Source organism: Microbacterium sp. NPDC090007 (assembly GCF_044748345.1).
Lineage (GTDB): Bacteria > Actinomycetota > Actinomycetes > Actinomycetales > Microbacteriaceae > Microbacterium.
The window spans coordinates 204356-230441 of sequence record NZ_JBIVFV010000001.1 but is presented as its reverse complement, the minus strand read 5'-3'; the positions used below and the strand labels follow the sequence as shown (position 1 = coordinate 230441).

Here is a 26086-nt window from a genome sequence, read left to right as displayed (position 1 = left end):
CGCTCGAGGATCGCGCTCGGGGCGCTCAGCCGCGCAGCGCGTCGGCCAGCTTGACGCGTGCGCCCATGCGCAACAGCGAGTTGCGGTAGATCCGCGCCGCCACGCCGATGGCCAGCACACACGAGGCCAGCAGCACCAGCAGCGACAGCACCGGCTCCCACCACTGCGCGTCACCCAGGTACATGCGAAGCGGCATGCCAACCGGGGCCGAGAACGGCACGTACGACATGATCGTCAGCACGACGGGGTTGTCGTTGAAGAAGATGACGAGGAAGTACGGTGCCATCACCAGCATCGTGATGGGCGTGGTGGTCGCCCCGATGTCCTCCTGGCGCGAGACCATCGCCGCCGCGGCGGCGAACAGCGAGGCCAGCAGCACGAATCCGAGCAGGAAGAAGATCGCGAACCACGCGATCGGCGCGCCCAGGGTGTCGAGCACCCCGGTCTGTCCGGTGATGGACAGGCCGACCACCGCCACCGCGGCGAGCAGCACGATCTGCGCCATGGCCAGGACGGTGTTGCCGAGGACCTTGCCCGCCAGCAGCACCCGCACCGGGATCGCCGAGATGAGGATCTCGACCACGCGCGTCTGCTTCTCTTCGACCACGCTCTGCGCGATGGTCCCGCCGAAGGTCGACGCGGCGATGAGGAACACCAGACCGAAGCCGAGCGCGATGAAGTACCGCAGTGCGTCCGCCGCCCCGGCGCCGGGGTCGAGCATCTGCACCGGCGGCGTCACGCTGAGCATCTGCAGCAGCGCGGGCGGGACGCTGTCCTGCACGACGACGGTGTAGTCGAAGGCCGCGTCGGACGATCCCGAGACCAGGGCGGCATCCACCGTTCCGTCCTCGACGAGGGCGCGGGCGGCGTCGTCGCTGTCGGCCGAGGTGACCTCGAGTCCGTCGAGACCGGCCACGGCGGCCTCGGTCTGCGACGTGACGGCGATCGGGATGCCGCCTCCGGAGGCGTTGCTCGCGGCGAATCCGCCCCACACCACCGAAGCGAGCGCGGCCAGGACGAGAATCGCCGTCGAGATGACGAATGCCTTGCTGCGCAGCTTCGAGCCGATCTCGCGCTCGGCGACGAGCCAGATGCTCTGCAGTTCGCCGGGTGCGCGGCGAACGGGAGTCGAGGTGCTCACTGGATGACCTCCTTGAAGATCTCGGCCAGGGTCGGACGCTGGGGGGCGAAGCTGGCGACGTCGCCGCGCTCGACCGCACCGCGCAGCACACGCTGGGCGGTCGTGTCGTCGGCGGCGTCGAAGAGGGCGTAGCCGCCGTCGAATTCGAGGACGTCCACTCCCGCCTCGTCGCGGAGCCAGCCCGCGTCGCCGCGCGAGACGAGCTCGTAACGGTGCGTGGAGTGCTGCGCGCGGAGGTCATCGCGGCTGCCGGCCGCGCGGACCGTTCCCCCGGCGATGATCACGAGGTCGTCGCAGAGGCGTTCGACGACGTCGAGCTGATGCGACGAGAACAGCACGGCAGCCCCCTGCGCGGCCTTCTCCTGCAATACGCCCGCGACGACGTCGACGGCCAGCGGGTCCAGGCCCGAGAACGGTTCGTCGAGGATGAGCACGTCGGGCTCGTGGACGAGGGATGCCGCGATCTGCGCGCGCTGCTGATTGCCGAGCGAGAGGGTCTCGACGAGATCGCCGAGGCGCTCGCCGAGTCCGAGGCGCTCGAGCAGGGCGGTGGCCTTCTGCGTGGCCTCGGCCTTGCCGAAACCGTGCAGGCGGGCCAGGTAGGCGATGTGCTCGGCGACCTTCATCTTCGGATAGAGCCCGCGTTCTTCGGGCATGTAGCCGAATCGGCGGCGATCGGCGGTGGTCACCGGCGCGCCGTTGAGCACGACCGAGCCGGTGTCCTTCGCGAGGACGCCGAGGGCGATGCGCATGGTGGTGGTCTTGCCGGCGCCGTTGCCGCCGACGAAGCCCGTGAGCCGGCCGGGGGCGACGCTGAAGCTCACGTCGTCGAGCACGCGGCGGCCGCCGTAGCTCTTGGTGATGCCGTTCAATTCGAGCACGGTGCATCCCTTCTTCTCGTTGCATCCCACGCTAGGGAGGCGGCGCCCGCGGCGCCTCCACCCCGGGGCGGGTCGCCCCTCCCCCGCGCGGGGGAGCGGTCGTGCCCGGCCACGCGCCGAGGTCCGCGAGCCCGTCGACGGGACCGCCCCGTCAGGCCAGGCCGTGCCGGTGCGCGAGCACGACGGCCTGCACGCGATCGCGCGCGCCGAGCTTCTGCAGCACGTTGGACACATGGGTCTTGACCGTGGCCTCGCCGATGAACAGCCGCGCGGCGATCTCGCCGTTGCTCAGGGCCTCGGCGATCAGGCGCAGCACCTCGGCCTCGCGCTCGGTGAGCGGTTCGGCCACGGGCAGGGGAGGGGGGACGGATGCCACGGGGGTGGGCGCTCCGGCGGCGAACCGCTCGATGACGCGCCGCGTGACCTCGGGGGCGAGCAGCGCGTCGCCCGCCCCGACGATGCGGACGGCCGAGACCAGTTCTTCGGGCCCGGCGTTCTTGAGCAGGAACCCGCTCGCCCCGGCCGCGAGCGCGGCGAAGAGGTAGTCGTCGCGGTCGAAGGTCGTCACGATCAGCACCGCGGCCTCCGATGCCGGATCGGCGGCGAGAAGACGGGTCGCCTCGAGGCCGTCCATGTCGGGCATCTGCACATCCATGCAGATCACGTCGGGGCGCAGGCGCGCGGCGGCGGTGAGGGCTTCGGCGCCCGTCGCCGCCTCGCCGACGACGGTGATGTCCTCCTCGAGCGAGAGGATCGTGCGGAACCCGGCACGCATCATCGCGTGATCGTCCACGAGCAGGACACGCAGCTCAGACACGGGCGGCCTCCGTGGCCGCGAGGGGAACACGCACCCGCACCAGGTAGCCCCCGCGGGCTCGGGGACCGATCTCGATGGTGCCGCCCGACACCGCGGCGCGTTCGCGCATGCCCAGCTGACCGAGTCCGGGGGTCGACGAGCCGCGGCGTCCCGTGTTCGAGACCTCGAGCTCGACGGCATCCGGGGTGAATCTCAGGCGCACATCGGCGGTGGCGTCCGGCCCGGCATGCCGGCGTGCGTTGGTCAGGGCCTCTTGCGCGATGCGGAACAGGTTGATCTGCACGAGCGGGGGAGGGTCCACGGCGGGGGCGCCGACGACGGTGAGGGTCGTCGGCAGGCCCGCCGTGTCGGCCTCGTCGACCAGCGCGCGGATCGAGGCGAGCCCGTGCGTGGTGGGAGCGGTGTCGGGGGTCGGATCGCTCCCGGGGGTGCGCAGCGTCTCGAGCAGTTGCCTCAACTCGAGCAGCGAGGTGCGCGCGGACCCCTCGATACCGGTGAGCACCTCGCGCGCGGCCTCGGGGTCGCGGTCGAGCACCGACCGGGCGACCCCGGCCTGCACGCCCATGAGCGAGACGTGGTGCGCGACGACGTCGTGCAGTTCGCGCGCGATCCGCACGCGGTCGAGGGCGACCGCCTGGGCGGCAGTCACCTCGCGCTCGGCCTCGAGCTCGGCGGTGCGCACCTCGAGGGCCGCGCGCTCGCGCATCTGCTGGTGCGAGCGGTCGCCGAAGTAGTAGGCCCCGCCGAAGAACAGCGCGTTCACGCCGATCATGAGCAGCTGGTAGGCCACGAACGGCGAGAAGGCGCCCGCGCGCGAGAAGGCGCCCTCGATCGCCGGATCGATCGGCTCGGTGGCCTGTTGGAACATCACGACGAACAGCCACGCGAACATGCCCACGATGATGGCGACGCGCACGATCGTCGCGCGACGTCGTCGCGGCTCCCAGGCGCCGACGGTGTACAGCGCGATGAACATGGCGATGTTGCCGGCGTACAGCTCGGGGATGCGGAAGGTGACCGCCAAGAAGTACGCGACCGAGACCACCACGGCCGCGGTCGAGGGCCAGCGGCGCCGCACGGCGATGGGCAGGGCGAGCCCGGCCACGTATACCAGGGCGATCGCGAGCGAGCCCTGCTGCTCGCCGTACAGACCCGAGACGGACGACAGCACCGCGCTCAGCAACCCGCCGAGGAACAGCACGAGCGCGAGCACCAGGTCGGCCCGCTGTTGCGACGGGGTGAGCGGCGGCATCCCCCCACGCTAGAGCCCGTCCCCGACACCCGCATCCCCCGCGCGACGGAGTCAACCCCCCGCGGAATAGGGCGCCGGTCGAGACGCTTGCACGTGAATACACACGCGCGTCTCGCGCCCCGTCATCCCGGAAGGATCACCGTGACCGACTACACGATCGGCTACATCGTCGGCAGCATCTCCAGCACCTCGATCAACCGCGTCCTGGCGAAGGCGCTCGAGAAGGTGGCGCCCGAGGGCGTGACCCTCCGCGAGATCCCGATCAAGGACCTGCCCTTCTACTCGCCCGACCACGACGGGAACTTCCCGCCGGTCGCGCAGGAGTTCAAGAAGGCGATCGAGGATGCCGACGGCATGATCATCGTGACCCCCGAGTACAGCCGGTCGATTCCCGGCGTCCTCAAGAACGCCCTCGACTGGTCGGCGCGCCCGTACGGCGAGGCGTCCTTCAACGACAAGCCCACCGCGGTCGTCGGCACCTCGCAGGGCGGGATCGCCACCGCCGCGGGGCAGCAGCACCTGCGCTCCGTGCTCCTGCACTACAACGCGCTGGTCCTCGGACAGCCCGAGGGCTACATCCAGTCCACTCCCGGCCTGTTCGACGAGGACGGCACCGTGAACGACGAGGGCACCGCGGCCTTCCTGCGCTCGATCATCGAGGCGCTCACGACGCTGATCGCCCGGACGGCGCCCGCCGAGGTCCCCGCGGCCTGACCCGTGCACGCGGTGGGGCCGGGGCCAGCCTCGGCTCCACCGGCGCGCCTGAGCTCCCAGGTCCAGGCGCGCGTCAGCCCAACGCGTCCGCCTTCCGCCGCAGCAGTGCGCCCTCGCGTTCGTTGCGCGTCAGCGCGGCCGCGGCCAGCAGCTCCTCTCGTGCCTCGCGTGTCCGCCCCAGCCGCGACAGCAGCTCCCCCCTCACCGAGGGGATCAGGTGCGAACCCCGCAGAGCCCCGCCCGCCGCGAGTTCGTCGACGAGCGCCAGCGCGTCGAGGGGACCGGATGCCATCGACACCGCCACCGCGCGATTGATCTGCACCACGGGGCTCGGTGCCGCTCGCTCGAGCGCCTCGTACAGCCGAACGATGCGGCCCCAATCGGTCGCCTGCACGCTCGTCGCCTCGGCGTGACAGCGGGCGATCGCGGCCTGCAGCTGGTAGGGGCCGCGCCCGCGCCCCAGGGCGTCCGCCCGATCGAGCAGTGCCGCACCGCGGGCGACCGCCGAGCGATCCCAGCGCCGGCGATCCTGGTCGGCGAGCAGCACGGCATCCCCGTTCGCGTCGGTGCGGGCCGCGAAGCGCGAGGCCTGCAGCTCCATGAGCGCCGACAGTCCCAGCGCCTCGGGTTCGCGCGGCAGCAGTCGGTTCACGACGCGGCCCAGCCGGAGGGCCTCGTGCGCGAGCTCGGTGCGCAGCACCGCGTCACCGCCGCTCGCGGCGTACCCCTCGGTGAAGATGAGGTAGATCACGCTGAGCACCGCGTCGCGACGCGCCGGCCACTCCGCCGGCTCGGGTACCGCGAAGGGCACGCGCGCTGCGGACAGCGTCTTCTTCGCCCGCACGATCCGCTGCTGCATCGTCGGCACCGCGACGAGGAACAGCCGCGCAATCGCCTCGGTGTCCAGTCCGCCGACGATCTTGAGCGTCAGGGCCACCTGCGCCTCTCGCGCGAGCACCGGGTGACACGCCGTGAAGACCAGGCGCAGCACGTCGTCGTCGATCGGCTGCCACACGGCATCCACGATCTCCGTCATGTCCGCTCCGATGAGTCGGTACTTCTCGTCGACGTTCTTCGCGCGCCTCCACCCGTCGATGGCGCGACGCTTGGCCACCGCGGTCAGCCAAGCGCCGGGATTGCGCGGGACACCGTCGCACGGCCACTGCGCGAGCGCTTCGGTCAGGGCATCCTGAGCCAGATCCTCGGCGGTGGGCAGGTCGCCGACGACGCGCGCGAGCGTCGCGACGATGCGGGCGCCTTCGATGCGCCAGATCGCCGCGACGCGTCGCGAGAGGTCGGTGCTCAGCGCGAGGCCTGCTCCTCGCGCCAGCCCTCTTCTTTCTGGATGTACTCGTTGTCGGCGAAGGACGCGAAGTCGGTCTCGTCGGTCACGCGGCGCACCTCGAGCGTGTTGCCCGCGATGAGCGGCGCGCGGCGCGCCCACTCCACGGCCTCGTCCTTACCGGAGACCTCGATGATCCAGAAGCCGTTGAACAGCTCGTGGGTCTCGCCGTACGGGCCGTCGGTGACGAGGGGTTCGTCGCCGCCGAACTGGACGGTGAAGTTCTGGCTCATGTCCTCGGCCAGACCTTCGCCCGCGACCAGCACCCCGGCCGTCATCATGGCCTCGTTGTAGGCGCCCATCTCGTTGATGATCTGCTCGAACGGGATCTGCTCGTACGCCGCGTGCGCCTCGTCGGTAGCGCGCATGATCAGCATGAACTTCATCGTGGACTCTTCTCTTCGGTGCTCTGTCGAGCGATATGAGGGGAGCGGATGCCTTCCCCTACTATCGCGTCGAACGGCGCCGAACGGAATCGACAGGGCGACGAAGAAAGTTTTCGAATTCTCTCGTTCCCGGTCTTGTCGGCCGATCCGACGCGGGGCCGCCGCAACGGATTCGGCTGGGTGCAACAGATGCGGACGATGCGGCGCTTCGCGTCCGAATCCGTTGCGCCGGTCCGAATTCACTGCCGGGTGCGGGCGCCGAGGCGGGCACAGGGTTCCCGGATGCCGCGGGCTCGGCCTCCCGGCCGGAGTGGCGCGGCGAGCGCGACCCCACCGGGATCGGAGGACCGCGTCAGAATCGGACCGGTGGGCCGCTGGCATCCGATCTCGGTGTGGATCTCCGATTCCGAGACCTGCGGCGGCGGCGCTCAGCCGAAAATCATCGGCAGGTCGTCGTCGTCGTCGGATGCCGACAGGTCGAGGTCGGCGACCACCGGGACGTGGTCGCTGGGCACTTCTCCCTTGCGCTCGTCGCGATGGATCTCGGCGCCATGCACGGCGTCGGCGAAGGCCCGTGAGCCCAGGATGAAGTCGATGCGCAGGCCCTCGTTGCGGGGGAAGCGCAACTGCTTGTAGTCCCAGTAGGTGTAGCCGGTCGGGATCAGCGGGCGCACCACGTCGGTGAGCCCCGCCCCCTCGAAGGCGCGGAAGGCCGCACGCTCGGCCGGTGAGACGTGCGTCGTGGCCCCCTCGACGACGGTGGGGTCGCCGTTGTCGTCGTCGGTGGGCGCGATGTTGAAGTCGCCGGTCAGAGCGAGCGGCAGGTCGGGGCTGCGGTCGAGCGTGTCGGCGGTGTGCCGGCGGAGAGCGTCGAGCCAGTCGAGCTTGTAGGCGTAGTGCGGGTCGTCGAGGCCGCGGCCGTTGGGCACGTACAGGCTCCACACGCGCACGCCGTTCACGGTCGCGCCGATGGCCCGTGCCTCTTTCGGCAGGTCGGGGCCTTCTCTGCCCTTCTCGAAGCCGGGCATGCCGGGGAAGCCGATCTCGACGTCCTCGAGGGGCTCGCGGCTGGCGATCGCGACGCCGTTCCACTGGTTGAGCCCGTGCGCGGCCACGTGGTACCCGGCCTCCTCAAAGGCGGCGTACGGGAACTGCTCGGTCTTGCACTTGATCTCCTGCATCGCCAGCACGTCGATGTGCTCGCGCACGCAGAACTCGACGGTGCGGGTGACGCGGGCGCGGATGGAGTTGACGTTCCAGGTGGCCAGGCGCATGCCATCCAGCCTACTTTCGGTGGCCGACACCGCCGCGCGCTGAGCCCGTCGCCCCGTCGTGCGGACTTCGGCGCCGACACGCCGCTGTCGGGTCCGGGTCTGCGGCTCGTCGTCGGCGGACTCCGCGGACGGATGCCACGGCGCCGGTCCGTGGCATCCATCGGCCGCGACGGACCGGGGCAATAGACTCGACGCCGTGACCCGCGCCTCCACCCCCGAGCTCGAAGCCGACCGTCAGGCCCTCATCGGCCTCATCAACGCCGAGGCCGTGTTCCACGGCGACTTCACCCTCTCGAGCGGCAAGAAGGCGACGTACTACGTCGACATGCGCAAGCTCACCCTCGACCACCGTGCGGCTCCGGCGATCGGTCGTCTCGTGCTCGACCTCATGAAGGACCTGGACGGCGTCGTCGCCGTCGGCGGCCTGACTCTCGGCGCCGACCCCATCGCGAACGCCGTCATGCACGAGTCGGTGCACGCGGGGCGCCCGCTCGACGCGTTCGTCGTCCGCAAGGAGCCGAAGGACCACGGGCGCGGCCGGCAGATCGAGGGCGCGGACGTCGCGGGCACGCGCGTCGTCGTCGTCGAGGACACCTCGACCACGGGCCAGTCGGCTCTCGCGGCCGTCGAGGCACTGCGCCGCGAGGGCGCCGAGGTCGTCGCCGTCGCGGTCATCGTCGATCGCAAGACCGGCGCGCAGGCGGCGATCGAAGCCGAGGGCCTTCGGTGGCTGGCATCCATCGACCTCGACGACCTGGGGCTCGCGCCCCAGTAAGCGACCCGCGGCGTCCGCGCCGTCACGAGAACAGGCGACGCCATGAGAACAGGCGGATCCGAGGCGAAACGTCCTGTTCCGATGTCACCCTCCTGTCCCGGTGACGAAGCGGCAGGGATGCCACGTCCCAGTGACGACCGGGATGAATGCCGGCGGTGACGACAGGGATAAATGCCGGCGGTGACGACCGGGATGGATGCCGGCGGTGACGACCGGGATGGATGCCGGCTCCCGCCGCCGCGTTCGGCGGGAGCACCCATGGATCAGCGGGGGTCGTCCGGACCCGGCCCGTCGAACGGGTCGCGGCCGCCGCCTCCGCGCCGGGAGCGACGCCACTGCACGATGAACGCCGCGAGGGTGCCGGCGGTGATGAAGAAGGCCGTGATGAGCCAGAGCATGCGGTCGTCCATGTGCCCATCCTCTCCGACGATGCGCCAGCCCGGGCGGATCCCTGCGATCAGGAGGGGCGACGGTTCTCGGCCGCGTCCGTGACGATCTTCGCGATGCGTGCGGCTCGGGTCTGGGGGCGCACGGCCATGGCGATCTGCGTCAGACCGAACTTGCGGCTCGACGGGGGAAAGGCGTCCCAGTTCGCGCGGGCGGCGGGGACGGCGTCGAGGGCAGCGGCGAGCTCTTTCGGCTCGATGCCCGCCTCGGCGTCGTCGAGCAGCCCCCACGAGCCGTTCGCGCGGGCGACCTCGAGCGCTCGCCGCCCGGCCGGTCTGAGGCGCCCTTCGGCTTCGAGGCGCGCGATGCGCGCCTTGTTGGTCGCCGCCCAGCCGCTCCGGGGGCGGCGCGGTGCGAACCACAGCCCGGAGCTGACGTCGTCGAAGACGCGCACGGGTCCGTCGATCCACCCGACGCACAGTGCTTCGCAGATGGCGTCCTCGTAGTCGACGTAGCGACCGGCGTCGACGCCCCGGCCGCGCACGAGCCAGGCCCCGGTCGACGTGGCGTGGTTCTGCTCGAGCCATGCGGCCCAGGCGGCCGCGTCGGCCGCGATCACCTTCTCGCCGTCGTCGAGCGCGCCCATGTCAGAGTCCCTGGCTGAGACCGTCCTCGCCGTCGGCCAGGTCGCTCTCGAGCGGTTCGGCGCGCACGAGCTCGGCCACCGACGAGAGGATCTCGTCGGGTCGGAAAGGGTAGCGCTCGATCTCGCGCTGGTCGCTGATCCCGGTGAGGACGAGCACCGTGTGCAGTCCGGCTTCGATACCGGCGACGATGTCGGTGTCCATGCGGTCGCCGATCATTCCGGTGTTCTCGCTGTGCGCGCCGATGCGGTTCAGTGCGGAGCGGAACATCATCGGGTTGGGCTTGCCGACGATGTAGGGCTCTTTACCGGTCGCCTTGGTGATGAGCGCCGCGATCGCGCCCGTCGCCGGGAGGACACCCTCGGTCGAGGGACCCGTGGCATCCGGGTTGGTGGCGATGAAGCGGGCGCCGCCGCGGATGAAGCGGATCGCCTTGGTGATCGCCTCGAACGAGTAGTTGCGCGTCTCGCCGACGACGACGTAGTCGGGCGTGGTCTCGGTCATGATGAAGCCGGCCTCGTGCAGGGCGGTGGTCAGACCCGCCTCGCCGATGACGAAGGCGGTGCCGTGCGGCATCTGCGACCGCAGGAAGTCGGCGGTCGCGAGCGCCGACGTCCAGATGGAGGTCTCGGGCACGTCGAGGCCCGAGGCGCGCAGGCGGGCACTGAGATCGCGCGGCGTGAAGATCGAGTTGTTCGTCAGCACCAGGAACGGGGTGCCTTCGGCGCGCCACTGCGCGAGCAGTTCGGACGCCCCGGCGATGGGCGTGTTCTCGTGGACGAGGACGCCGTCCATGTCGGTCAGCCAGCACTCGATGTCGCCACGGGTCCGCATGCCGACAGCCTAGACCCGACTCCCGACACGGCTTCGGGAAAGAGCGCGGGCGGGCCCGATCCGACGATCGCGGCCCGCCCGTCCGCGGTGGCGGCGACTTACTTGAACGTGTCCTTGGTGTTCTCGGCCGCCTTCTTGGCATCCGCCTGCACCTGGTCGGCCTTGCCCTCGGCGGCGAGCTTGTCGTTGTCGGTCGCGTTGCCGATGGCTTCCTTCGCCTTGCCCACGATGTCCTGAGCGGCGTTCTTGATCTTGTCGTCGAGACCCATGATGTGACTCCTTCTCGTCTGGTCGGCGTCGTCGGCGCACGTGCGTCGCCGAGACGGAGCCGGTGGCTCGCAGATGAGACGGGGGCGGGCCGCGATTCGTCACGCGCGAGGGGGAGAATTCCCGCGGTCCGCGGTATTCCGTTTCCGGAATGCACCCGTGACGCCGGGACGCGTTCTGGTTAGGGTCGTAGGGTGACGCGTGCCGAGTGGGACCCCGAGAACCTCCCCGACCTCTCCGGGAAGTCCTACCTCATCACCGGCGCGACCCGGGGGCTGGGCTACTTCGCGTGCGAACAGCTGGCGGCGGCCTCCGCCCACGTGCTGCTCACGGGCCGCAACCCCCACAGCCTCGCGGCGGCCAAGGCCGCGGTGCGTCGTTCGGTGCCGGATGCCGACGTCGAGACGCTGCTGCTGGACACGAGCAACATGGGCTCGGTGCGCGCCGCGGCGGCGACGGCCCGCGCGCGCGGGCGACTGGACGGGTTGCTGCTGAACGCCGGTGTCGTGCATCCGCCGAAGCAGCGCGAGACCGCCGGCGGACACGAGCTGGTGTTCGCCACGAACGTCCTGGGCCACTTCGCGCTCGCGGGTGAGTTGCTGAAGCCGCTCGCGACGGCGCGGGGGCGCATGGTGTGGGTCGGCAGCATGTCGACGTCGATCTGGCGCCACCTGCCGACCGACCCCGAGCTGCTTGAGGGGTACACGCCGTGGAGGGCGTACGTGCAGTCCAAGGCCGCGACCACGGCCCTCGCCCTCGAGGCCGACAAGCGCCTCCGTGCCCACGGGGTGCCGGTCACGAGCCTCGTCGCCCATCCCGGCTACGCCACGAGCGGGCGGACGCGGGGGGTGCGCGGGGTGAACGAGCCGACGAGGCTCTCGCGCTTCGTCGACAATCTGCAGGCGCCGATCACCCAGTCCAAGGAGCAGGGGGCGTGGTCGCTCGTGCGCGCCCTCGTCGACCCGTCCGCCGACGGCGGCACGATGTTCGGTCCGGCCTTGATCGCCCGCGGGACACCGCGACCGGCCACCCCGGCGCGTCGGACGCGCACCGGCGACCTGGGCGCCGACCTCTGGCGCGCCTGCGAGACGGCGACCCATGTGCGCTGGCCCTTCGACAGGGTGCGGCGCACGGCATCCTGATCCGCCCCTTGCGACGTCGGGGGTGCGCCCTACAGTGATCGCATGGAGCAGGTGGCGGCCGACGGACGCGCGGCGAACGAGGTCCGCGGGCTGAGCGCGGCCGAGGTCGCCGAACGCGTGGCCGCCGGGCGGACCAACGCCTTCACGGCCGACAGCAGCCGCAGCGTCGGCAGCATCGTCCGCGCCAACGTCCTCACGCTCTTCAACGGCATCGTCGCGGCGTGCTTCCTCGTGCTACTGCTGCTCGGTCGCTGGCAGGATGCCCTGTTCGGTGTGGCGGCGCTGTCGAACGCGATCATCGGGTGCGTCCAGGAGTTCCGGGCGAAGGCGGCCCTCGACCGCTTGGCCCTGCTGAACGCGCCGCGTGCCCGCGTCCGCCGCGACGGGACGGATGCCGAGATCGCCCCGTCCGACGTCGTGCGCGACGACGTGCTCGTCCTTCGCGCGGGCGACCAGGTGCCGGCCGACGCCGTGGTGATCGCGTCGCGGGGGCTGCAGATCGACGAGTCGATGCTGACCGGCGAGTCGGATGCCGTCGACAAGCGGCCCGACGACGAGGCGTTGTCCGGATCGATCGTCGTCGCCGGAGAGGGGGCCGCCCGGGTCGTGCGCGTCGGCGCGGAGTCCTATGCGAACACCTTCGCCGCCGAGGCGAAGCGGTTCCAACTCGTCTCGAGCGAGCTGCGCACCTCGATCGATCGCGTTCTGAGATGGGTTGGGTGGGGGATCGGTCCGATCGGACTGCTGGTGCTCAACGCGCAGATGATGGTGGCCGGCGGGTGGGCCCAGGCCTGGCAGCAGGGCACGTGGTCGCAGGCCGTGGTCAACACGATCGCCGCGCTGACGGCGATGATCCCGCTCGGACTGGTGCTGATGACCTCGATCGCCTTCGCGGTCGGTGCCGCGCGACTGGCCGGGCAGCAGGTGCTCGTCAACGAGCTGCCGGCGGTCGAGGGTCTCGCCCGCGTCGACGTCATCTGCCTCGACAAGACCGGAACGCTGACGGCCGGCGAGATCCGCTTCGACGCGTCGTTCGCGCTCGACGAGGTCGCGGGGTGGGAGGACGCCCTCGCCTGGTACGGGGCCGCGCCCGACGCGAACGCCACGGCCCGCTGCCTGCGCGAGCCGTTCCCGGTGCGGCGCCGCCTGGACGCCGCGCTGCGCGTCCCGTTCTCGTCCGCTCGAAAGTGGAGCGCCGTGTCGTTCGTGGACGGGGTCCGGGGCACGTGGGTGCTCGGCGCTCCCGAGATGGTCTTCGGTGACACCGCGGGCGATGCCTCGACGCCCCTGGGTGCAGCGGTCACCCGTCTGGCGTCCTCGGGTCGGCGCACGCTGGTCCTCGCGTACGCGCCGACGGCGCTGACCGACGCGGACGTGGCCGCGGAGCGGCTGCCCGACGCGCTCGTCGCCGTGACCGTGCTCACTTTCATCGAGGCCGTCCGCCCCGACGCGGCCGAGGCCCTGGCCTACTTCCGCGCGCAGGGCGTCGGTGTCCGGGTCATCTCGGGCGACAACCCCCGGACGGTGGCCGCGATCGCGCGCGAGGTCGGTCTCGATGTCGCCGGGGGTTTCGACGCCCGGCGCCTCCCCGACGACGAGGGCGAGCTCGCCGCGGTGCTCGAGGAGCACACGGTGTTCGGGCGGGTCACGCCCGACCAGAAGAAGCGCATGGTGACCGCGCTCCAGGCCCGCGGTCACGTCGTGGCCATGACCGGTGACGGGGTGAACGACGCGCTGGCGATCAAGACGGCCGACATCGGCATCGCGATGAACTCGGGCGCCGCCGCCACCAAGGCCGTCGCGCGTCTCGTGCTGCTCGACGGCAGGTTCTCGCACCTGCCGGCGGTGGTGGCCGAGGGGCGACGGGTGATCGCCAACATCGAGCGGGTCTCGATGCTGTTCCTCACCAAGACCGTCTACGCCACGGGATTGGCCGTGCTGTTCGGGGCGCTGGTGATGGAGTTCCCCTTCCTTCCGCGACAGCTGTCGATCACCGACGGCCTGACGATCGGCATCCCGGCTTTCTTCCTCGCTCTGCTGCCGAACGCGCAGCGCTACGTCCCGGGGTTCCTGCGCCGCTCGCTGAGTTTCGCCATACCCGCCGGCATCGTGATCGCGGTGGCCCTCACGATCTACACGCGCCTGGCGATGGACCTCGGGCTCGGCACCGCGCAGGTGCGCACGGGGGCGACGATCATCCTCGCGGTCGTCGCGATCTGGGTGCTCACCGTGCTGTCGCGGCCGGTCACACGCGTGAAGGTGCTGGTGATCGGGGCGATGTTCATCGCTCTCACGGCGATCTTCACGGTTCCGCCCCTCGGGCAGTTCTTCCAGCTGCAGGATCCCGGCGCCGACGGCGCGGCGCTGGTCACTCTGGTCGCCGTGCTCGCCGTCGCCGCGATCGAGGGGGTGCGGTTCGGTCATCGCCGGTTCGTCCGGCGATCGCTCGCCGCCCCACGACAGCAGCGAGGCGAGGTCGTCGAGCCGGGCCCGCGTCGTCGCCCCACCGTCATCACCGCCGCGGTCGTCCTCGTCTACGTCGGGGGGTTCCTGAACACCGCTCTCGGCGTCCTCGTCCTGCTGACGCGCTACGCGGTGCCGCCGGACCTCGTCCTGCCCGTGTCGCTGGTGGGCGCGGCGACCGTGCTGCTCGGCCTGTTCACGGTCGCGGGCGGCTCGGCGTTGTCACGGCGGAGCGTCCTGGCGCGCGCGCTGCTGACGGCCTATCTCGCCGTGCTCGTCGTGCTGCAGGCGACCGCGATGGCCCTGACCGAGCTCGACCCGGTGCTGGTCGTCGCCCTCGCCGCCGCCGTGGCCGTGATCGCGGCCGTGTGGGTTCCCGCGCGGGCACGTCGGTGGTTCCGGACGGCCCCCGCCGCGGACGAATCGATGCCTCCCGCCCCCGACCCGTCGCGCGCCGCGGTGCCGGACGCGCCGCCGCCCGCGTAGACCCGACCGCTCAGCGCGTCAGCCAGACAGAGCTGCCCGCTCCCGCGGGAAGCGCCACCTCGACACCGTCGGCGCGCACGATCTGCTCCGACACGACCTCGAGCTCGTGGCCGACGTCGATGCGCCGCTCGACGAGCGCGCGCAGCAGCTCGGGGTCGCGGTCGCTGACCCGCAGCACGCGCCCGGCGTGCCCGGGGGCCGCCTCGGCCAGCAGGACGAAGGGTTCGCGATGCACGGCGCCCTCGGCATCCGGGATCGCGTCTCCGTGCGGGTCGAAGCGGGGGCGACCGAGGCGGTCGTCGATACCCTCGAGCAGACGGTCGCTGAGCGCGTGCTCGAGCACCTCGGCCTCGTCGTGCACCTCGTCCCACGCGTAGCCGAACTCGCTCACGAGCCACGTCTCGACCAGGCGGTGCCGACGGATCACCGCGGCCGCGCGGCGCTGCCCGGCCGGGGTCAACGACACGGGCCCGTAGGGGCGGTGCGTCACCAGCCCCTGCGCCGCGAGCTTCTTGACCATCTCGGTCACGCTCGAGGGTGCCAGGCTCAGCACCGCCGCGAGCTGCGACGGCGTGATGGGGGAGTCCTGCCACTCGGTGTGGTGGTAGACCGCCTTCAGATAGTCGTCGGCCACGGGCGATTCCACGCCGTCAGCCTATCCGCCGGTGAACACCAGCCACAGGAGCGCGACGTTCAGGGTGATGAGGAAGACGGATGCCAGTGCCCCCGCGATCGTGGTGGCACGTCGATTGCGGTGGATGCCGAGCACCTCGGCGCGGGCGGTCAGCGCGACCAGGGGCACGAGGGCGAACGGGATCCCGAACGACAGCACCACCTGGCTCAGCACGAGCGCGAGGGTGGGGTCGACGCCCGCCGCCAGGATGACCAGGGCCGGCACGAGCGTGACGAGACGCCGGACGACCAGGGGTATGCGCGTCCGCAGCAGGCCCTGCATGATCTCGGCGCCGGCGTAGGCCCCGACCGAGGTCGACGCCAGACCGCTGGCCAGCAGGCCGACCGCGAAGAGCGTGGCCACGACCGGGCCGAGTCCGGCGCTCAGCGCCGCGTAGGCGCCCTCGAGGCTGTCGGTGCCCGCGACCCCGGCGAGGTTCGCGGCGGCCAGGAGGAGGATCGCCAGGTTGACGGTGCCCGCGACGGCCAGGGCGATCGTGACGTCCCAGCGGGTTGCGCGCAGCAGGCGAAGGGTGGGGATCCCGCGGGCGTGCTCGAGCGCGCGATGCGCGGCGTCGGGCCCGACCTGCGCGGGCGTGGGGGCGGCGACCGTGCCGGCGGCGACCGTGCTCGCGGCGACCGTGCCGGCGGCGACCGTGGGGGCGGCGAGCGTGCCGGGCCTCGGCGCGAATCGGTCGCGTGCGAGCGCCGAATGCGCGTAGATCGCGTGCGGCATGATGGTCGCCCCCAGGATCGAAGCCGCCAGCAGCACCGAGGTGGTGCCCTCGAAGCGGGGGACGAGGCCGCTCGCGATCCCGGCGGGTTCGGGCGGGGCGAACAGCAGCCCGGCCGTGAATCCGACGGCGATGATCACGAGCAACCCGATCAGCACCGTCTCGAACGCTCGTGCCCCTCGACGCGTCTGAACGAGCAGCAACCCCATCGACACGATCCCGGTGAGGACTCCTCCCCACACGAGCGGGATGCCGAACAGCAGATTGAGAGCGACGGCGCCGCCGATCACCTCGGCCACGTCGGTCGCCATGGCGACCAGCTCGGCCTGCACCCAATAGGCGCGACGTGTCCAGGGCCGGCGGATCCGCCGCCCGAGCAGCTGGGGCAGGCTCTCACCGGTGACGATGCCCAGTTTGGCCGAGAGGTACTGGATGAGCCACGCCATGACGTTGCCGAGCACCACGACCCACACCAGTAGGTAGCCGAAGGTGGCGCCCGCGGTCATGTTGCTCGCGACGTTGCCGGGATCGAGGTAGGCCACGCCCGCGACCAGGGCGGGGCCCAGCAGCCACAGGGCCCGTCCCGGCGCGTGTCGTCGAGTCGCGACACCCTGAACTTTCGGCATGCCGAAACCCTAGCCATTTTTCGGCCAGCCGAAAAGTTCGGAGCGCGCGGAGCCGGAGCGGCGCCGGGCGCGATTAGCCTGGACCGGTGACGGATGCCGACGACCCCAGGCCGGAGCCCGGTCCCGCGTCCGATTCAGAGGCGTCGTCGTCCGGGCTCGACGTCGTGACGCACGGAGTGGGCCCGTGGCCGGGAAACCCCGAAGACTGGCCGGACGACCCCCGGTACGACCGCGAGCTGCTCGCCGAGGGTGACCGTCGCAACGTCGTCGACGTTTACCGGTACTGGACGATGGATGCCATCGTCGCCGACCTCGACGCGAAGCGGCATCCGTTCCACGTCGCGATCGAGAATTGGCAGCACGACATGAACATCGGCACCATCGTGCGCAGCGCGAATGCGTTCCTCGCCGCCGAGGTGCACATCGTCGGCAAGCGGCGATGGAACCGTCGCGGGGCGATGGTGACCGACCGGTACCAGCACGTCCGACACCACGAGGACGTCGCGGCCTTCGCCGCGTGGGCGCGCGCCGCGGGTCTGCCGATCGTGGCGGTCGACAACGTCGACGGTTCGGTGCCGATCGACCGGGCGGACCTGCCCGAGCGCTGCGTCCTGCTGTTCGGGCAGGAGGGCCCCGGGCTCTCGCCCGCGGCCATCGAATCCGCGACCGGCGTGGTCGAGATCACGCAGTACGGCTCGACGCGGTCGATCAACGCCGCGTCGGCGGCGGCCGTGATCATGTACGAGTGGTGCCGCCGCTGGGCGTGACCCGCGTGTGACGCCCCCGTGACACACGGGGTCTTCATCGGTAACAGGCGCTGCGCGACCCCCGCTGCACCGGTTGACTGTCGGCACGCGCTCCTCCGCGGGCGGCGAGGCGGATGCGCCCCGCCGCGCGGCGAGCGCGGTTCCCGCCCCGGTGGCAGCCGGGGAAGGGCGCGACACCGAATCACACACCGGGAAGGAATGATCATGACGATCACGGATTCAGCGACGACGAGCCTGGCCGACCGCTGGCGAGACGCACCCACGCCACACACTAGCGCTGCGTGGATCGCGCGGGCCCGGGAGGTGGGCGACATCCTGGCCGTCGACGCCGTCGAACGCGACCGCGCCAACCACCCCCCGCGAGCCGAGGTCGACCTGCTCAAGGCGGCGGGCCTGGTCACGCTGCTCGGTCCGCGCGCGCACGGCGGAGCCGGAGAGAGCTGGGAGACGGCGTACAAGGTCATCCGCGCCGTGGCCCGCGGCGACGGCTCGATCGGGCAGCTGCTCGGCTACCACTACCTCTGGGCCTGGGCTGCCCGTCTGGTCGCCACCGAGGAGCAGATCGCCGCGATCGAGGAGCTCGCCACCTCGAACACCCTGCTGTTCGGGGGAGCGGTCAATCCCCGCGACGCCGACCTGCTCATCCGCGAGGACGGCGACGACCTGGTGTTCTCCGGGCGCAAGTCGTTCTCGACCGGCGGACGCGTCTCGGATCTGACGGTGCTGGAGGGAGTTCTCGACGGCACCGACACGCACGTCTTCGCGATCGTGCCCACCGACCAGGACGGAATCGTCTTCGCCGGCGACTGGGACAACCTGGGCCAGCGGCTGACCGAGTCCGGCTCGGTCGAGATCCGGGACGTCCGCGTGCCGTGGTCCGCGGCGGCCGGGTTCGTCGACAAACAGTTCCAGCCGCTGGTGTACAACACCCTGAACGTGCCGGCGATCCAGCTCGTCTTCGCGAACTTCTATCTGGGCATCGCGGAGGGGGCGCTCGAGACCGCCGCGGCGTACACCCGTGAGCGCACGCGCCCGTGGCCGTACGGCGGCGACGACAAGGGGCACGCGCGCGACGAGTGGTACCTGCTCGAGGGATACGGCATCCTGCAGTCCCGACTCTGGGCGGATGAAGCACTCCTCGACGCGGTCGGGCACGAGATCAGCGCGTTGCTGCACGCGCCCCGTGAGGAGCTCACGGCGCGCGACCGCGGCGAGGTCGCCGTGCGGATCGCGGCCGCGAAGGTGCGAATCGTCGACGACGGTCTCGAGGTGGCGTCCAGGATCTTCGAGCTCACGGGGGCGCGCGCGACGGCGAACGCGGTCGGTCTCGACATCTTCTGGCGCAACCTGCGCACGCACAGCCTGCATGACCCCATCGCCTACAAGAAGCGCGAGGTCGGTGCGTACGTGTTGTCGAATGAGGTGCCCGTCCCCACCTGGTACACGTGAACCGTGGTGGGCGGGCGCTCGCCGAGCGCTCGTCCACCGCCACGCAACCGGTCTGCTCCTCCGTCCCGCGTCAGGCGCTCTCGCCGCTCTCACGCCCCGGCGGTCATCCACGCCGCCCCGCGCACGCGCAGACCGAGCGTGAGGGCCCGCGCGAGCATGTAGACGCCGAAGAACGCGGCCGCCAACCACGCCAGTCCGGCGGGTCCGCCCCCGGCGAAGAGGGCGACCAGCGCCAGCGCCGGCAGGTAGGGAACGAGGTTGAGCACCCCCGCCAGGGCCAGATAGCGCGCGTCACCCGCCCCGATCAGCACGCCGTCGAGGACGAAGACGAAACCGGCGAGCGGCTGGGCGACCGCCAGCACCAGCAGCGCGGGCTGGATGAGGGCGGCGATGACCGGATCCCCCGTGAAGACGAGTCCGATGACCCCCGACGCGGCCGCGATGACGCCGCCGACGACCACGCCGAACCAGACGCCCCAGGCACTCGTACGCCGGAGCACCCGCGACACGGTGTCGTTCTCGTCGGCGCCCAGCGCCCGGCCGACCAGGGCCTGCGCGGCGATGGCGAGCGCGTCGAGCGCGAACGCCGCCGTCGAGAAGATGGTGAAGGCGATCTGCCACCCGGCGAGCTCGGCCGACCCCAGGCCCGTGGCCACGGCGACCGTCGCCAGCAGCGCCACGCGCAGGCTCACCGTGCGCAGGAACATCCAGCCACCCGATCGGGCGGTGCCGCCGAGCCCCTCGCGCTGCGGGCGCAGCGAGGCCGAATGCCGCCGGGCGAGGCGCCGCACGACGAGGACGTACGCGCCCACCATGCCCCACTGCGCGAGGACCGTTCCGATCGCCGACCCCGCGATGTCCCACCCGAAGCCGTAGATGAAGAGGGCGTTCAACAGGGCGTTCGCGCCGAAGCCGAGTCCCGCGATCCACAGCGGGGTGACGGTGTCCTGCATACCGCGCAGGAGGCCCGTGGCGGCGAACACGACCAGCATCGCGGGCAGGCCCCACATCGAGATGGCCAGGTAGGTGCGGGCGTTCTCGGCCACGTCGGGGGCCGCGCCGAACAGGTCGACGACACCGCTCGCGGCGAGAGACCCCGCGGCGGCGAGCACCGCGCCCAGGGCGAGTGCGAGCCACATGCCGTCGATGCCGACCGACACCGCGCGGCCCGGCTCCTGCGCGCCGAACCGCCGGGCGACCGCCGGCGTCGTGGAGTAGGCGAGGAACACCATCAGCCCCACGATCGTCTGCAGGACGGCGCCGGCGACACCGAGTCCCGCGAGGGGGGCCACACCGAGGTGGCCGACCATGGCGGCATCCACGATCAGGAACAGGGGCTCGGCGATCAACGCGCCCAGCGCCGGCACGGCGAGCCGCAGGATCGAGCGGTTCAGCGTCTCGGGCGGGGTGGTCGTCACGTCCCCGAGCCTAGGGCGGGCTTCCGACACCGCGCGGGCGGCTCGTCGCGGATCGGGATGCCGATCCCGCCGGGGCTCCGTGCCGTCCGGCGCCGCCGCCACGCGCCCGGGGCCGAGGGGCGGTGTTCCGAGCCGACTCGGATGCGCGGCACTTATCCTGTGTGCATGACCGACACCCCCCGCTCCGGTCTCGCGCTCGACGAGCTCAGCGACGAGATCCGCCCGCAGGACGACCTCTTCCGCCACGTGAACGGCCGCTGGCTGGAGCGCACCGAGATCCCCGATGACAAGGCTCGCTGGGGCTCGTTCCACCTCATCGCCGAGCAGGCCGAGGCGGACGTGCGCACCATCGTCCAGGAGTCGCGGGAGGCCGAGGCGGGCAGCGAGGCCCGCAAGATCGGCGACCTCTTCGCGAGCTTCATGGACACCGACCGCATCGAATCCGAGGGTCACCGCCCCATCGACGCCCAGCTCGCGCGCGTCGACGGTGTCTCGGACGTCCCGTCCCTGCTCCGACTCATCGGCGAGCTCGAGCGCGACGGCATCAGCGGCCTGCTCACCCTCTTCGTCGAGCCCGATCCGGGCGACCCCACCCGCTACGTCCCGGTCGTCTACCAGGGCGGCATCTCCCTGCCCGACGAGAGCTACTACCGCCTCGACAACTTCGACGACACGCGCACCGCCTACCGCGGCCACATCGAGCGCATCCTCGCCCTCGCCGGCGTCGCCGAGGCCGCGGCATCCGCCGACCGCGTCTTCGCCCTCGAGACCGACCTCGCCGCTCACCACTGGAACCGCGAGGACAGCCGCGACTCGGTCAAGACGTACAACCTCATGACCTGGGACGACACCGTCGCCCTCGCCGGCGTCGACCTCGAGCCCTGGCGCGCGGGCGTGGCCCCCGGCCACGAGGACGCGCTCGCCGAGGTCGTCGTCTACCAGCCCAGCTTCATCGAGTCGCTCGGCGGCCTGCTGGTCGAGCAGCGCCTGGACGACTGGAAGGCCTGGCTGCGTTTCAAGATCGTCCACGCGGCGGCGGCGTTCCTGACCGACGCCTTCGTGTCCGAGAACTTCGCGTTCTACGGCACCCAGCTCACCGGTGTGCCCGTCAATCGCGAGCGCTGGAAGCGCGGCGTCAGCCTCGCCGAAGCCGCGCTGGGCGAGGCGATCGGAAAGGTCTACGTCGAGCGGCACTTCAACGCCACCGCCAAGGACGCGATGGACGGCCTGGTCGCCCACCTGATCGAGGCCTACCGCCGATCGATCGGCGAGCTGACCTGGATGACCGACGAGACGCGCGAGCGCGCGCTGGCCAAGCTCGACACGTTCGTGCCGAAGATCGGCTACCCCGTGCGGTGGAAGGACTACTCGGACCTGGAGATCCACGCCGACGACCTGGTCGGCAACGTCCGCCGCGCCCACGTGTGGGAGCACGATCGCCAGCTCGCCAAGGTGGGACAGCCCATCGACCGCGACGAGTGGTACATGACCCCGCAGACGGTCAACGCCTACTACAACCCGCTCATGAACGAGATCGTGTTCCCGGCTGCGATCCTGCAGTACCCGTTCTTCGACGCCGAGCGCGACGCGGCCGCGAACTACGGCGGGATCGGCGCCGTGATCGGGCACGAGATCGGTCACGGCTTCGACGACCAGGGCAGCCGCTTCGACGCCGACGGGTCGCTGCGCGACTGGTGGACGGATGCCGACCGCACGGCCTTCGAGGAGCGCACGAGCGCCCTGATCGCCCAGTACGAGGCCCTCGTGCCGCAGGGCCTGGACGAGGCGCACCACGTCAACGGCAAGCTCACGATCGGTGAGAACATCGGCGACCTGGGCGGACTGGGGATCGCGATCGCGGCCTACCGGCTGTACCTCGCCGAGCAGGGTGAGACCGAGGGTGATGGTCCGGTCGTGGACGGGTACACCGGCATCCAGCGACTCCTGCTCAGCTGGGCCCAGATCTGGCAGCAGAAGGGTCGGGACGCCGAGACGATCCGTCTGCTCACCATCGACCCGCACTCGCCGAACGAGTTCCGGTGCAACCAGATCGTGCGTAACATCGACGCTTTCTACTCGGCGTTCGACGTCCGCGAGGGCGACGCGCTCTGGCTGGACGCCGACCAGCGCGTCACCATCTGGTGAGGTCGCGTTTGTTGTCCTGCTGACACCGAAGGAGCCACGCTCGTGGGCATGCCCCCGGTTCCCGAGTCCGCGCCGTCCGACCCCGTCGGAGGGCCGGTGGAGTCGTCTCGTCGCGACGCCCCGGCCCTGCGGGGTGCCGGGCGGAAGGGGCCCAAGCGCCTGCCGCGTCGCGCCGCCGCGGGGCGTCGCTCCTTCACGGCGACGCTGCGGGCGCTGGACGAGCTGGCCGCTTCGGGGGCCAAGGTCGCGGTGCGCATCGACGACCTCGACGGCGGGTCGCAGGTGCTGGCGGGCGACGACTTCCTGACCCTGCCGGTCGCGGGCCTGGGGATCGTCCCCCTGCTCGTCGAGGTGGCGGCGTCCTTCGAGTCCGGCCGACTCGATCCGCTCGAGATCATCGATCGCGCGGTCGTCCCCGGCGCCGCGCACGGGGGGACCTGGCAGCATCTCAAGGCTCCGGCGCTGCCCCTGACCGACCTGGCGATGCTGGCCGCGTCGACGGGTGACGCCCTCGCGGCCAACGCCCTGCTGCACCGCGCCGGGCTGCAGTCGGTGCGTGCACGTGTCGAGCAGCTGGGCCTGCGCCGCACGGCCCTGCTCGATCGCTTCCGCGATGACCGCGGCCCCGACGACGCCCCGCACGTCGCGTTGTCCACCGCGCGCGAGATGGCCCAGGTCTTCGCGGGCCTGGTGAACTCCACGATCGTCTCGCCCGGGGTCAGCGCCCAGGTCGCGGAGTGGCTGAGCCTGAACCACGACCTGTCGCTCGTGGCATCCGCCACCGGCCTCGACCCGTTCTCGCACGAGAACGACCAGCACGGGCTGCTCTTCGTCAACAAGACCGGTCGTGCCGCCGGCGTCCGTGCCGAGGCGGGTGTGCTCGGCGGGCCTCGCGCGGGGGTGTCCTACGCGCTGATCGCCAACTTCGACGACCTGTCGATCGCCCATCGTCTGAGGGCGCACGACGCCTTCCGCGTGCTCGGCGTCGAGCTGATGGAGTACGTGTACTGACGCTCGTCGCGCGCGGTATCGGAATCGTGCCGCACGGCGGACGCGAGCGCAATCCCTCGTCACGGCGCACGGCGCACTGGGACTCTGGTGGCCCCGATACGAAAGGAAGGACCGAAGCCATGTCCGACTCTCCTGCCACCAACGACCCGTTCGCCGACAGCAAGGGCCCCGAAGGTCACTCGATCACCGACTGGACCGACCTCGGACGCGAGATGTGGTCGTACCTGACCGGCCGCGGAGCCGCCGTCAACTACTCCTTCGTCGACATGACGGTCGAGGTGCCCCGCGACATCGGCCCCGACGCCCCCCGTGCGACGTGGAAGCTGAACGGCACCCTGCGCGTCACCACCAGCGACGACACCGCGGCCGGGTCCGACCCGTACCGCGGCAACTGAGGGGCGGCGCCGTCATGGTGCGCCTCGACATCGACCTGGCCTTCTCGGAGCACGAAGAGGGGCGGGATGCCGACGTCCCGCCGTTCGAGGGGACGATCACGGCCGCCGGCTCCGAGGTGCGCATCGTCGTGAGCGACCCCTCACGGCTGCCCGGCAACGGTCGGCGCACACTCGCCGAACTGTCCGCGGTCGCCGACGCCCTGGCATCCCGGGGCATCTCCGTGAAACTCGAGGGGCCGGACGGACCGATCCTGCAGCTCGGCGACGTCAAGAGCGGAGCACTGCAGCGGGTCATCACCGGCTCGAAGCACATCCGCCTCGGCTCGGTGTCGGCCGTGGCTCCCCTGCTCGTCCGGCGCAACGGGGATCGCACGCTCACGTTCCCCATCCCGCCCGAGACGCCGCTGCCGCTGGTGCCGACGATCAACCGCACCGTGCGCCGTCGCATCACCACGACGCACTACACGCCCGGCTCGGGTCGACCGCGATTGATCTTCGCGGTGGGCGACTCGTCGTGGGACGGCTCGCGACCGCGCGAGTTCGATCTGCTGCCGACCAAGACGGTCATCGGGTCGGGCGAAGAGGCCGACCTGCGGTTGCCGGGGCTGGCCCCGGTGCACGCCGAAGTCCGTCACGAGGGCGACGACGAGTACGTGCTCTACGGCTTCGACGCGGTCGGCGGCGGCGGGGCCCGCGAGCAGGGCCCCGGTCGTTCCGGCGGGGGACGCATCCTGCGCACGGGTGCGCGGATCGAGCTGGGCGACTGGCGCCTGGCATATTTCCGCGCTGAATTCGCCGACCACGGGCGACCCTACGGCGGGCGGCAGGGCGGGGAGTTCGCCCGTCAGCGCAAGCAGCCCCCGCGCGGGGGCACGGGGCCGCTCAGTCGGGCCGGCGACCCGGAGTGACCGCCCCGCGTCGCCGCCTCGCTGCGGAAGCGCCGTCTCCCGCGCGCGTGGCCCCCTGACGCCGAGACTGCAGCTGGCTGACAAAACCGTTGCAATCTGCGACCGACTTGTCAGCCAGCTGCAGTCTCGCGATGCTCGGCGGCCTCGACGGTGCGGTTCGGGCGACGGATGCCGCGCGCCCGGCGCCTCGTGTCAGAAGACGATCGTGTGGTTGCCGTGGCGGATGACGCGGTCCTCGGCGTGCCAGAGCACGGCGCGCGAGAGCACCTGGCGCTCCACGTCGGCGCCGCGTCGAGCGAGCTCGGCCGAGGAGTCGGCGTGGGTCACGCGCACGGTGTCCTGCTCGATGATCGGGCCCTCGTCCAGGTCGCTGGTGACGTAGTGCGAGGTCGCGCCGATGAGCTTCACCCCGCGCTGCTTGGCCTTCTTGTACGGCTCCGCGCCGATGAAGGCGGGCAGGAACGAGTGGTGGATGTTGATCACCGGTACGCCGATCTTCTCGAGGAACTCGGGCGACAGGATCTGCATGTAACGCGCGAGCACGATGAAGTCGACGTTGCCGACGAGCAGTTCGAGGATGCGGGCCTCGGAGGCCGACTTGTCGGGTCCCGGCGTCGACGGCACGTGGAAGAAGGGCACACCGAACGAGCGGACGTCCTCGGCCGCGGTGGTGTGGTTGGACACGACCATCGGGATGCTGACGGGCAGGTCGCCGCGGCGGTGCCGCCAGAGCAGGTCGAGCAGGCAGTGGTCCTGCTTCGAGGCCAGGATCGCCATGCGCTTGGGGGTGGAGAGGTCGGTGAGCGTCCACTCCAACTCGAAGCCCTCGCCGAGGGTCGTGGCGATGTCGGCCCGGATCTCGGGCAGCGCGGCCGACAGGTCGGGGCGGTGGAACACCACGCGCTGGAAGTACGCGCCGCCCCGCGGATCGTCGGAGTATTGGTCGAAGGCGACGATGTTGCCGCCCTGACGGGCGATCAGCGCCGAGACCGCGGCGATGATGCCGGGGGTGTCGCTGCCGTGGACGATGAGGCACGCGTGATCGGGCTGCAGGTGGGGGCTCGCGGAGACCATCGGACCATTCTGCCGTGCCCGGCCGGCGCCGCCGACCACGCGCCGCGCCGCTTCGGGTCGTCGTTCGCGGCCCGGGGTCACG

Annotated in this window: 25 protein-coding genes; 10 read left to right on the top strand and 15 right to left on the bottom strand. The window is 71.4% G+C overall.

The annotated features are described in order from the left end of the window. Positions 1–25: 25 nt before the first annotated feature. The 4 genes from ACIPVB_RS01040 to ACIPVB_RS01025 form a co-directional block, all read right to left on the bottom strand. Positions 26–1141, bottom strand: a complete 1116-nt coding sequence (locus ACIPVB_RS01040) for an ABC transporter permease (protein WP_400366193.1) — start codon at positions 1139–1141, stop codon at positions 26–28. Beyond that, entirely contained in the window at positions 1138–2022 is an 885-nt protein-coding gene (locus ACIPVB_RS01035; RefSeq protein WP_400366191.1) for an ABC transporter ATP-binding protein, read from the bottom strand. Before ACIPVB_RS01035 ends, ACIPVB_RS01040 begins: the two co-directional genes overlap by 4 nt. A gap of 151 nt (positions 2023–2173) precedes the next feature. Next, positions 2174–2839, bottom strand: coding sequence for a response regulator (locus ACIPVB_RS01030; RefSeq protein WP_400366189.1), 666 nt, complete (start codon positions 2837–2839; stop codon positions 2174–2176). After that, positions 2832–4091, bottom strand: coding sequence for a sensor histidine kinase (locus tag ACIPVB_RS01025; protein WP_400366187.1), 1260 nt, complete (start codon positions 4089–4091; stop codon positions 2832–2834). Before ACIPVB_RS01025 ends, ACIPVB_RS01030 begins: the two co-directional genes overlap by 8 nt. Before the next feature lie 141 nt (positions 4092–4232). Here ACIPVB_RS01025 and ACIPVB_RS01020 point away from each other — a divergent pair, with 141 nt between their 5' ends. Then, positions 4233–4805, top strand: a complete 573-nt coding sequence (locus ACIPVB_RS01020; protein ID WP_400366185.1) for an NADPH-dependent FMN reductase — start codon at positions 4233–4235, stop codon at positions 4803–4805. 73 nt (positions 4806–4878) lie between these two features. Here the strand turns inward: ACIPVB_RS01020 and ACIPVB_RS01015 are convergent, their stop codons facing one another. From ACIPVB_RS01015 to ACIPVB_RS01005, 3 genes are all read right to left on the bottom strand, one after another. Continuing rightward, positions 4879–6111, bottom strand: a complete 1233-nt coding sequence (locus ACIPVB_RS01015; RefSeq protein WP_400368159.1) for an RNA polymerase sigma factor — start codon at positions 6109–6111, stop codon at positions 4879–4881. Continuing rightward, positions 6108–6533 carry a YciI family protein gene (locus ACIPVB_RS01010; protein ID WP_400366183.1) on the bottom strand — a complete coding sequence of 142 codons (426 nt, stop codon included), beginning with the start codon at positions 6531–6533 and terminating at the stop codon, positions 6108–6110. Before ACIPVB_RS01010 ends, ACIPVB_RS01015 begins: the two co-directional genes overlap by 4 nt. A 428-nt stretch (positions 6534–6961) precedes the next feature. Further along, positions 6962–7807, bottom strand: coding sequence for an exodeoxyribonuclease III (locus ACIPVB_RS01005; protein WP_400366181.1), 846 nt, complete (start codon positions 7805–7807; stop codon positions 6962–6964). A gap of 196 nt (positions 7808–8003) precedes the next feature. Between ACIPVB_RS01005 and pyrE the strand changes: the two genes are divergently transcribed. Continuing rightward, positions 8004–8582, top strand: a complete 579-nt coding sequence (gene pyrE, locus ACIPVB_RS01000) for an orotate phosphoribosyltransferase (protein WP_400366179.1) — start codon at positions 8004–8006, stop codon at positions 8580–8582. Positions 8583–8845: 263 nt separating this feature from the next. On the opposite strand, the gene ACIPVB_RS00995 is transcribed toward pyrE, so the two are convergent. From ACIPVB_RS00995 to ACIPVB_RS00980, 4 genes are all read right to left on the bottom strand, one after another. Next, positions 8846–8992: a hypothetical protein gene (locus ACIPVB_RS00995; protein WP_400366176.1), complete on the bottom strand. Its 147-nt coding sequence runs from the start codon at positions 8990–8992 to the stop codon at positions 8846–8848. Positions 8993–9039: 47 nt separating this feature from the next. Next, complete coding sequence (locus tag ACIPVB_RS00990) at positions 9040–9615, bottom strand: YdeI family protein (protein ID WP_400366174.1); 576 nt, start codon at positions 9613–9615, stop codon at positions 9040–9042. A gap of 1 nt (position 9616) precedes the next feature. After that, the gene (locus ACIPVB_RS00985) at positions 9617–10447 is read right to left on the bottom strand and encodes an HAD-IIA family hydrolase (RefSeq protein ID WP_400366172.1); all 831 of its coding nucleotides are present in this window, start codon (positions 10445–10447) and stop codon (positions 9617–9619) included. 98 nt (positions 10448–10545) lie between these two features. After that, positions 10546–10716: a CsbD family protein gene (locus ACIPVB_RS00980; protein ID WP_400366171.1), complete on the bottom strand. Its 171-nt coding sequence runs from the start codon at positions 10714–10716 to the stop codon at positions 10546–10548. Between the two features lie 192 nt (positions 10717–10908). Between ACIPVB_RS00980 and ACIPVB_RS00975 the strand changes: the two genes are divergently transcribed. Both ACIPVB_RS00975 and ACIPVB_RS00970 read left to right on the top strand, forming a co-directional pair. After that, complete coding sequence (locus ACIPVB_RS00975) at positions 10909–11856, top strand: SDR family NAD(P)-dependent oxidoreductase (protein WP_400366169.1); 948 nt, start codon at positions 10909–10911, stop codon at positions 11854–11856. Between the two features lie 42 nt (positions 11857–11898). Continuing rightward, positions 11899–14805, top strand: coding sequence for an HAD-IC family P-type ATPase (locus tag ACIPVB_RS00970; protein WP_400366168.1), 2907 nt, complete (start codon positions 11899–11901; stop codon positions 14803–14805). 10 nt (positions 14806–14815) lie between these two features. Here the strand turns inward: ACIPVB_RS00970 and ACIPVB_RS00965 are convergent, their stop codons facing one another. Then, the gene (locus ACIPVB_RS00965; protein ID WP_400366166.1) at positions 14816–15451 is read right to left on the bottom strand and encodes a metal-dependent transcriptional regulator; all 636 of its coding nucleotides are present in this window, start codon (positions 15449–15451) and stop codon (positions 14816–14818) included. Positions 15452–15460: 9 nt separating this feature from the next. Further along, complete coding sequence (locus ACIPVB_RS00960) at positions 15461–16837, bottom strand: Nramp family divalent metal transporter (protein WP_400366164.1); 1377 nt, start codon at positions 16835–16837, stop codon at positions 15461–15463. Positions 16838–17001: 164 nt separating this feature from the next. Here ACIPVB_RS00960 and ACIPVB_RS00955 point away from each other — a divergent pair, with 164 nt between their 5' ends. Both ACIPVB_RS00955 and ACIPVB_RS00950 read left to right on the top strand, forming a co-directional pair. After that, positions 17002–17604, top strand: a complete 603-nt coding sequence (locus ACIPVB_RS00955; protein ID WP_400368158.1) for a TrmH family RNA methyltransferase — start codon at positions 17002–17004, stop codon at positions 17602–17604. Between the two features lie 204 nt (positions 17605–17808). After that, positions 17809–19053, top strand: coding sequence for an acyl-CoA dehydrogenase family protein (locus ACIPVB_RS00950; RefSeq protein WP_400366162.1), 1245 nt, complete (start codon positions 17809–17811; stop codon positions 19051–19053). A gap of 89 nt (positions 19054–19142) precedes the next feature. On the opposite strand, the gene ACIPVB_RS00945 is transcribed toward ACIPVB_RS00950, so the two are convergent. Next, entirely contained in the window at positions 19143–20471 is a 1329-nt protein-coding gene (locus tag ACIPVB_RS00945; RefSeq protein ID WP_400366160.1) for an MATE family efflux transporter, read from the bottom strand. Between the two features lie 165 nt (positions 20472–20636). Between ACIPVB_RS00945 and ACIPVB_RS00940 the strand changes: the two genes are divergently transcribed. From ACIPVB_RS00940 to ACIPVB_RS00925, 4 genes are all read left to right on the top strand, one after another. Beyond that, complete coding sequence (locus tag ACIPVB_RS00940; protein ID WP_400366159.1) at positions 20637–22616, top strand: M13 family metallopeptidase; 1980 nt, start codon at positions 20637–20639, stop codon at positions 22614–22616. Positions 22617–22658: 42 nt separating this feature from the next. Further along, complete coding sequence (locus ACIPVB_RS00935; protein ID WP_400366157.1) at positions 22659–23627, top strand: serine hydrolase; 969 nt, start codon at positions 22659–22661, stop codon at positions 23625–23627. Positions 23628–23746: 119 nt separating this feature from the next. Further along, positions 23747–24022, top strand: coding sequence for a hypothetical protein (locus ACIPVB_RS00930; RefSeq protein ID WP_400366155.1), 276 nt, complete (start codon positions 23747–23749; stop codon positions 24020–24022). 14 nt (positions 24023–24036) lie between these two features. After that, positions 24037–24930 (top strand): FHA domain-containing protein, encoded by an 894-nt coding sequence (locus ACIPVB_RS00925; protein WP_400366153.1) that lies wholly within the window; start codon positions 24037–24039, stop codon positions 24928–24930. A 192-nt stretch (positions 24931–25122) separates the two neighbouring features. On the opposite strand, the gene purU is transcribed toward ACIPVB_RS00925, so the two are convergent. After that, a complete protein-coding gene (gene purU, locus ACIPVB_RS00920) occupies positions 25123–26004 on the bottom strand; it encodes a formyltetrahydrofolate deformylase (RefSeq protein WP_400366151.1) in 882 nt (293 codons plus the stop codon). Positions 26005–26086 lie beyond the last annotated feature (82 nt).

What these genes read in the sequence shown, in the direction of transcription:
- ACIPVB_RS00930 (WP_400366155.1), top strand. Translation starts at nt 23,747, where the DNA reads ATGTCCGACTCTCCTGCCACCAACGACCCGTTCGCCGACAGCAAGGGC.
- ACIPVB_RS00925 (WP_400366153.1), top strand. Translation starts at nt 24,037, where the DNA reads ATGGTGCGCCTCGACATCGACCTGGCCTTCTCGGAGCACGAAGAGGGG.
- ACIPVB_RS00990 (WP_400366174.1), bottom strand. Translation starts at nt 9,615, where the DNA reads ATGGGCGCGCTCGACGACGGCGAGAAGGTGATCGCGGCCGACGCGGCC.
- ACIPVB_RS00950 (WP_400366162.1), top strand. Translation starts at nt 17,809, where the DNA reads ATGACGATCACGGATTCAGCGACGACGAGCCTGGCCGACCGCTGGCGA.
- ACIPVB_RS00960 (WP_400366164.1), bottom strand. Translation starts at nt 16,837, where the DNA reads ATGCCGAAAGTTCAGGGTGTCGCGACTCGACGACACGCGCCGGGACGG.
- ACIPVB_RS01010 (WP_400366183.1), bottom strand. Translation starts at nt 6,533, where the DNA reads ATGAAGTTCATGCTGATCATGCGCGCTACCGACGAGGCGCACGCGGCG.
- ACIPVB_RS00980 (WP_400366171.1), bottom strand. Translation starts at nt 10,716, where the DNA reads ATGGGTCTCGACGACAAGATCAAGAACGCCGCTCAGGACATCGTGGGC.
- ACIPVB_RS01005 (WP_400366181.1), bottom strand. Translation starts at nt 7,807, where the DNA reads ATGCGCCTGGCCACCTGGAACGTCAACTCCATCCGCGCCCGCGTCACC.
- ACIPVB_RS00970 (WP_400366168.1), top strand. Translation starts at nt 11,899, where the DNA reads ATGGAGCAGGTGGCGGCCGACGGACGCGCGGCGAACGAGGTCCGCGGG.
- ACIPVB_RS00995 (WP_400366176.1), bottom strand. Translation starts at nt 8,992, where the DNA reads ATGGACGACCGCATGCTCTGGCTCATCACGGCCTTCTTCATCACCGCC.
- ACIPVB_RS00940 (WP_400366159.1), top strand. Translation starts at nt 20,637, where the DNA reads ATGACCGACACCCCCCGCTCCGGTCTCGCGCTCGACGAGCTCAGCGAC.
- purU (WP_400366151.1), bottom strand. Translation starts at nt 26,004, where the DNA reads ATGGTCTCCGCGAGCCCCCACCTGCAGCCCGATCACGCGTGCCTCATC.
- ACIPVB_RS01025 (WP_400366187.1), bottom strand. Translation starts at nt 4,091, where the DNA reads ATGCCGCCGCTCACCCCGTCGCAACAGCGGGCCGACCTGGTGCTCGCG.
- ACIPVB_RS00985 (WP_400366172.1), bottom strand. Translation starts at nt 10,447, where the DNA reads ATGCGGACCCGTGGCGACATCGAGTGCTGGCTGACCGACATGGACGGC.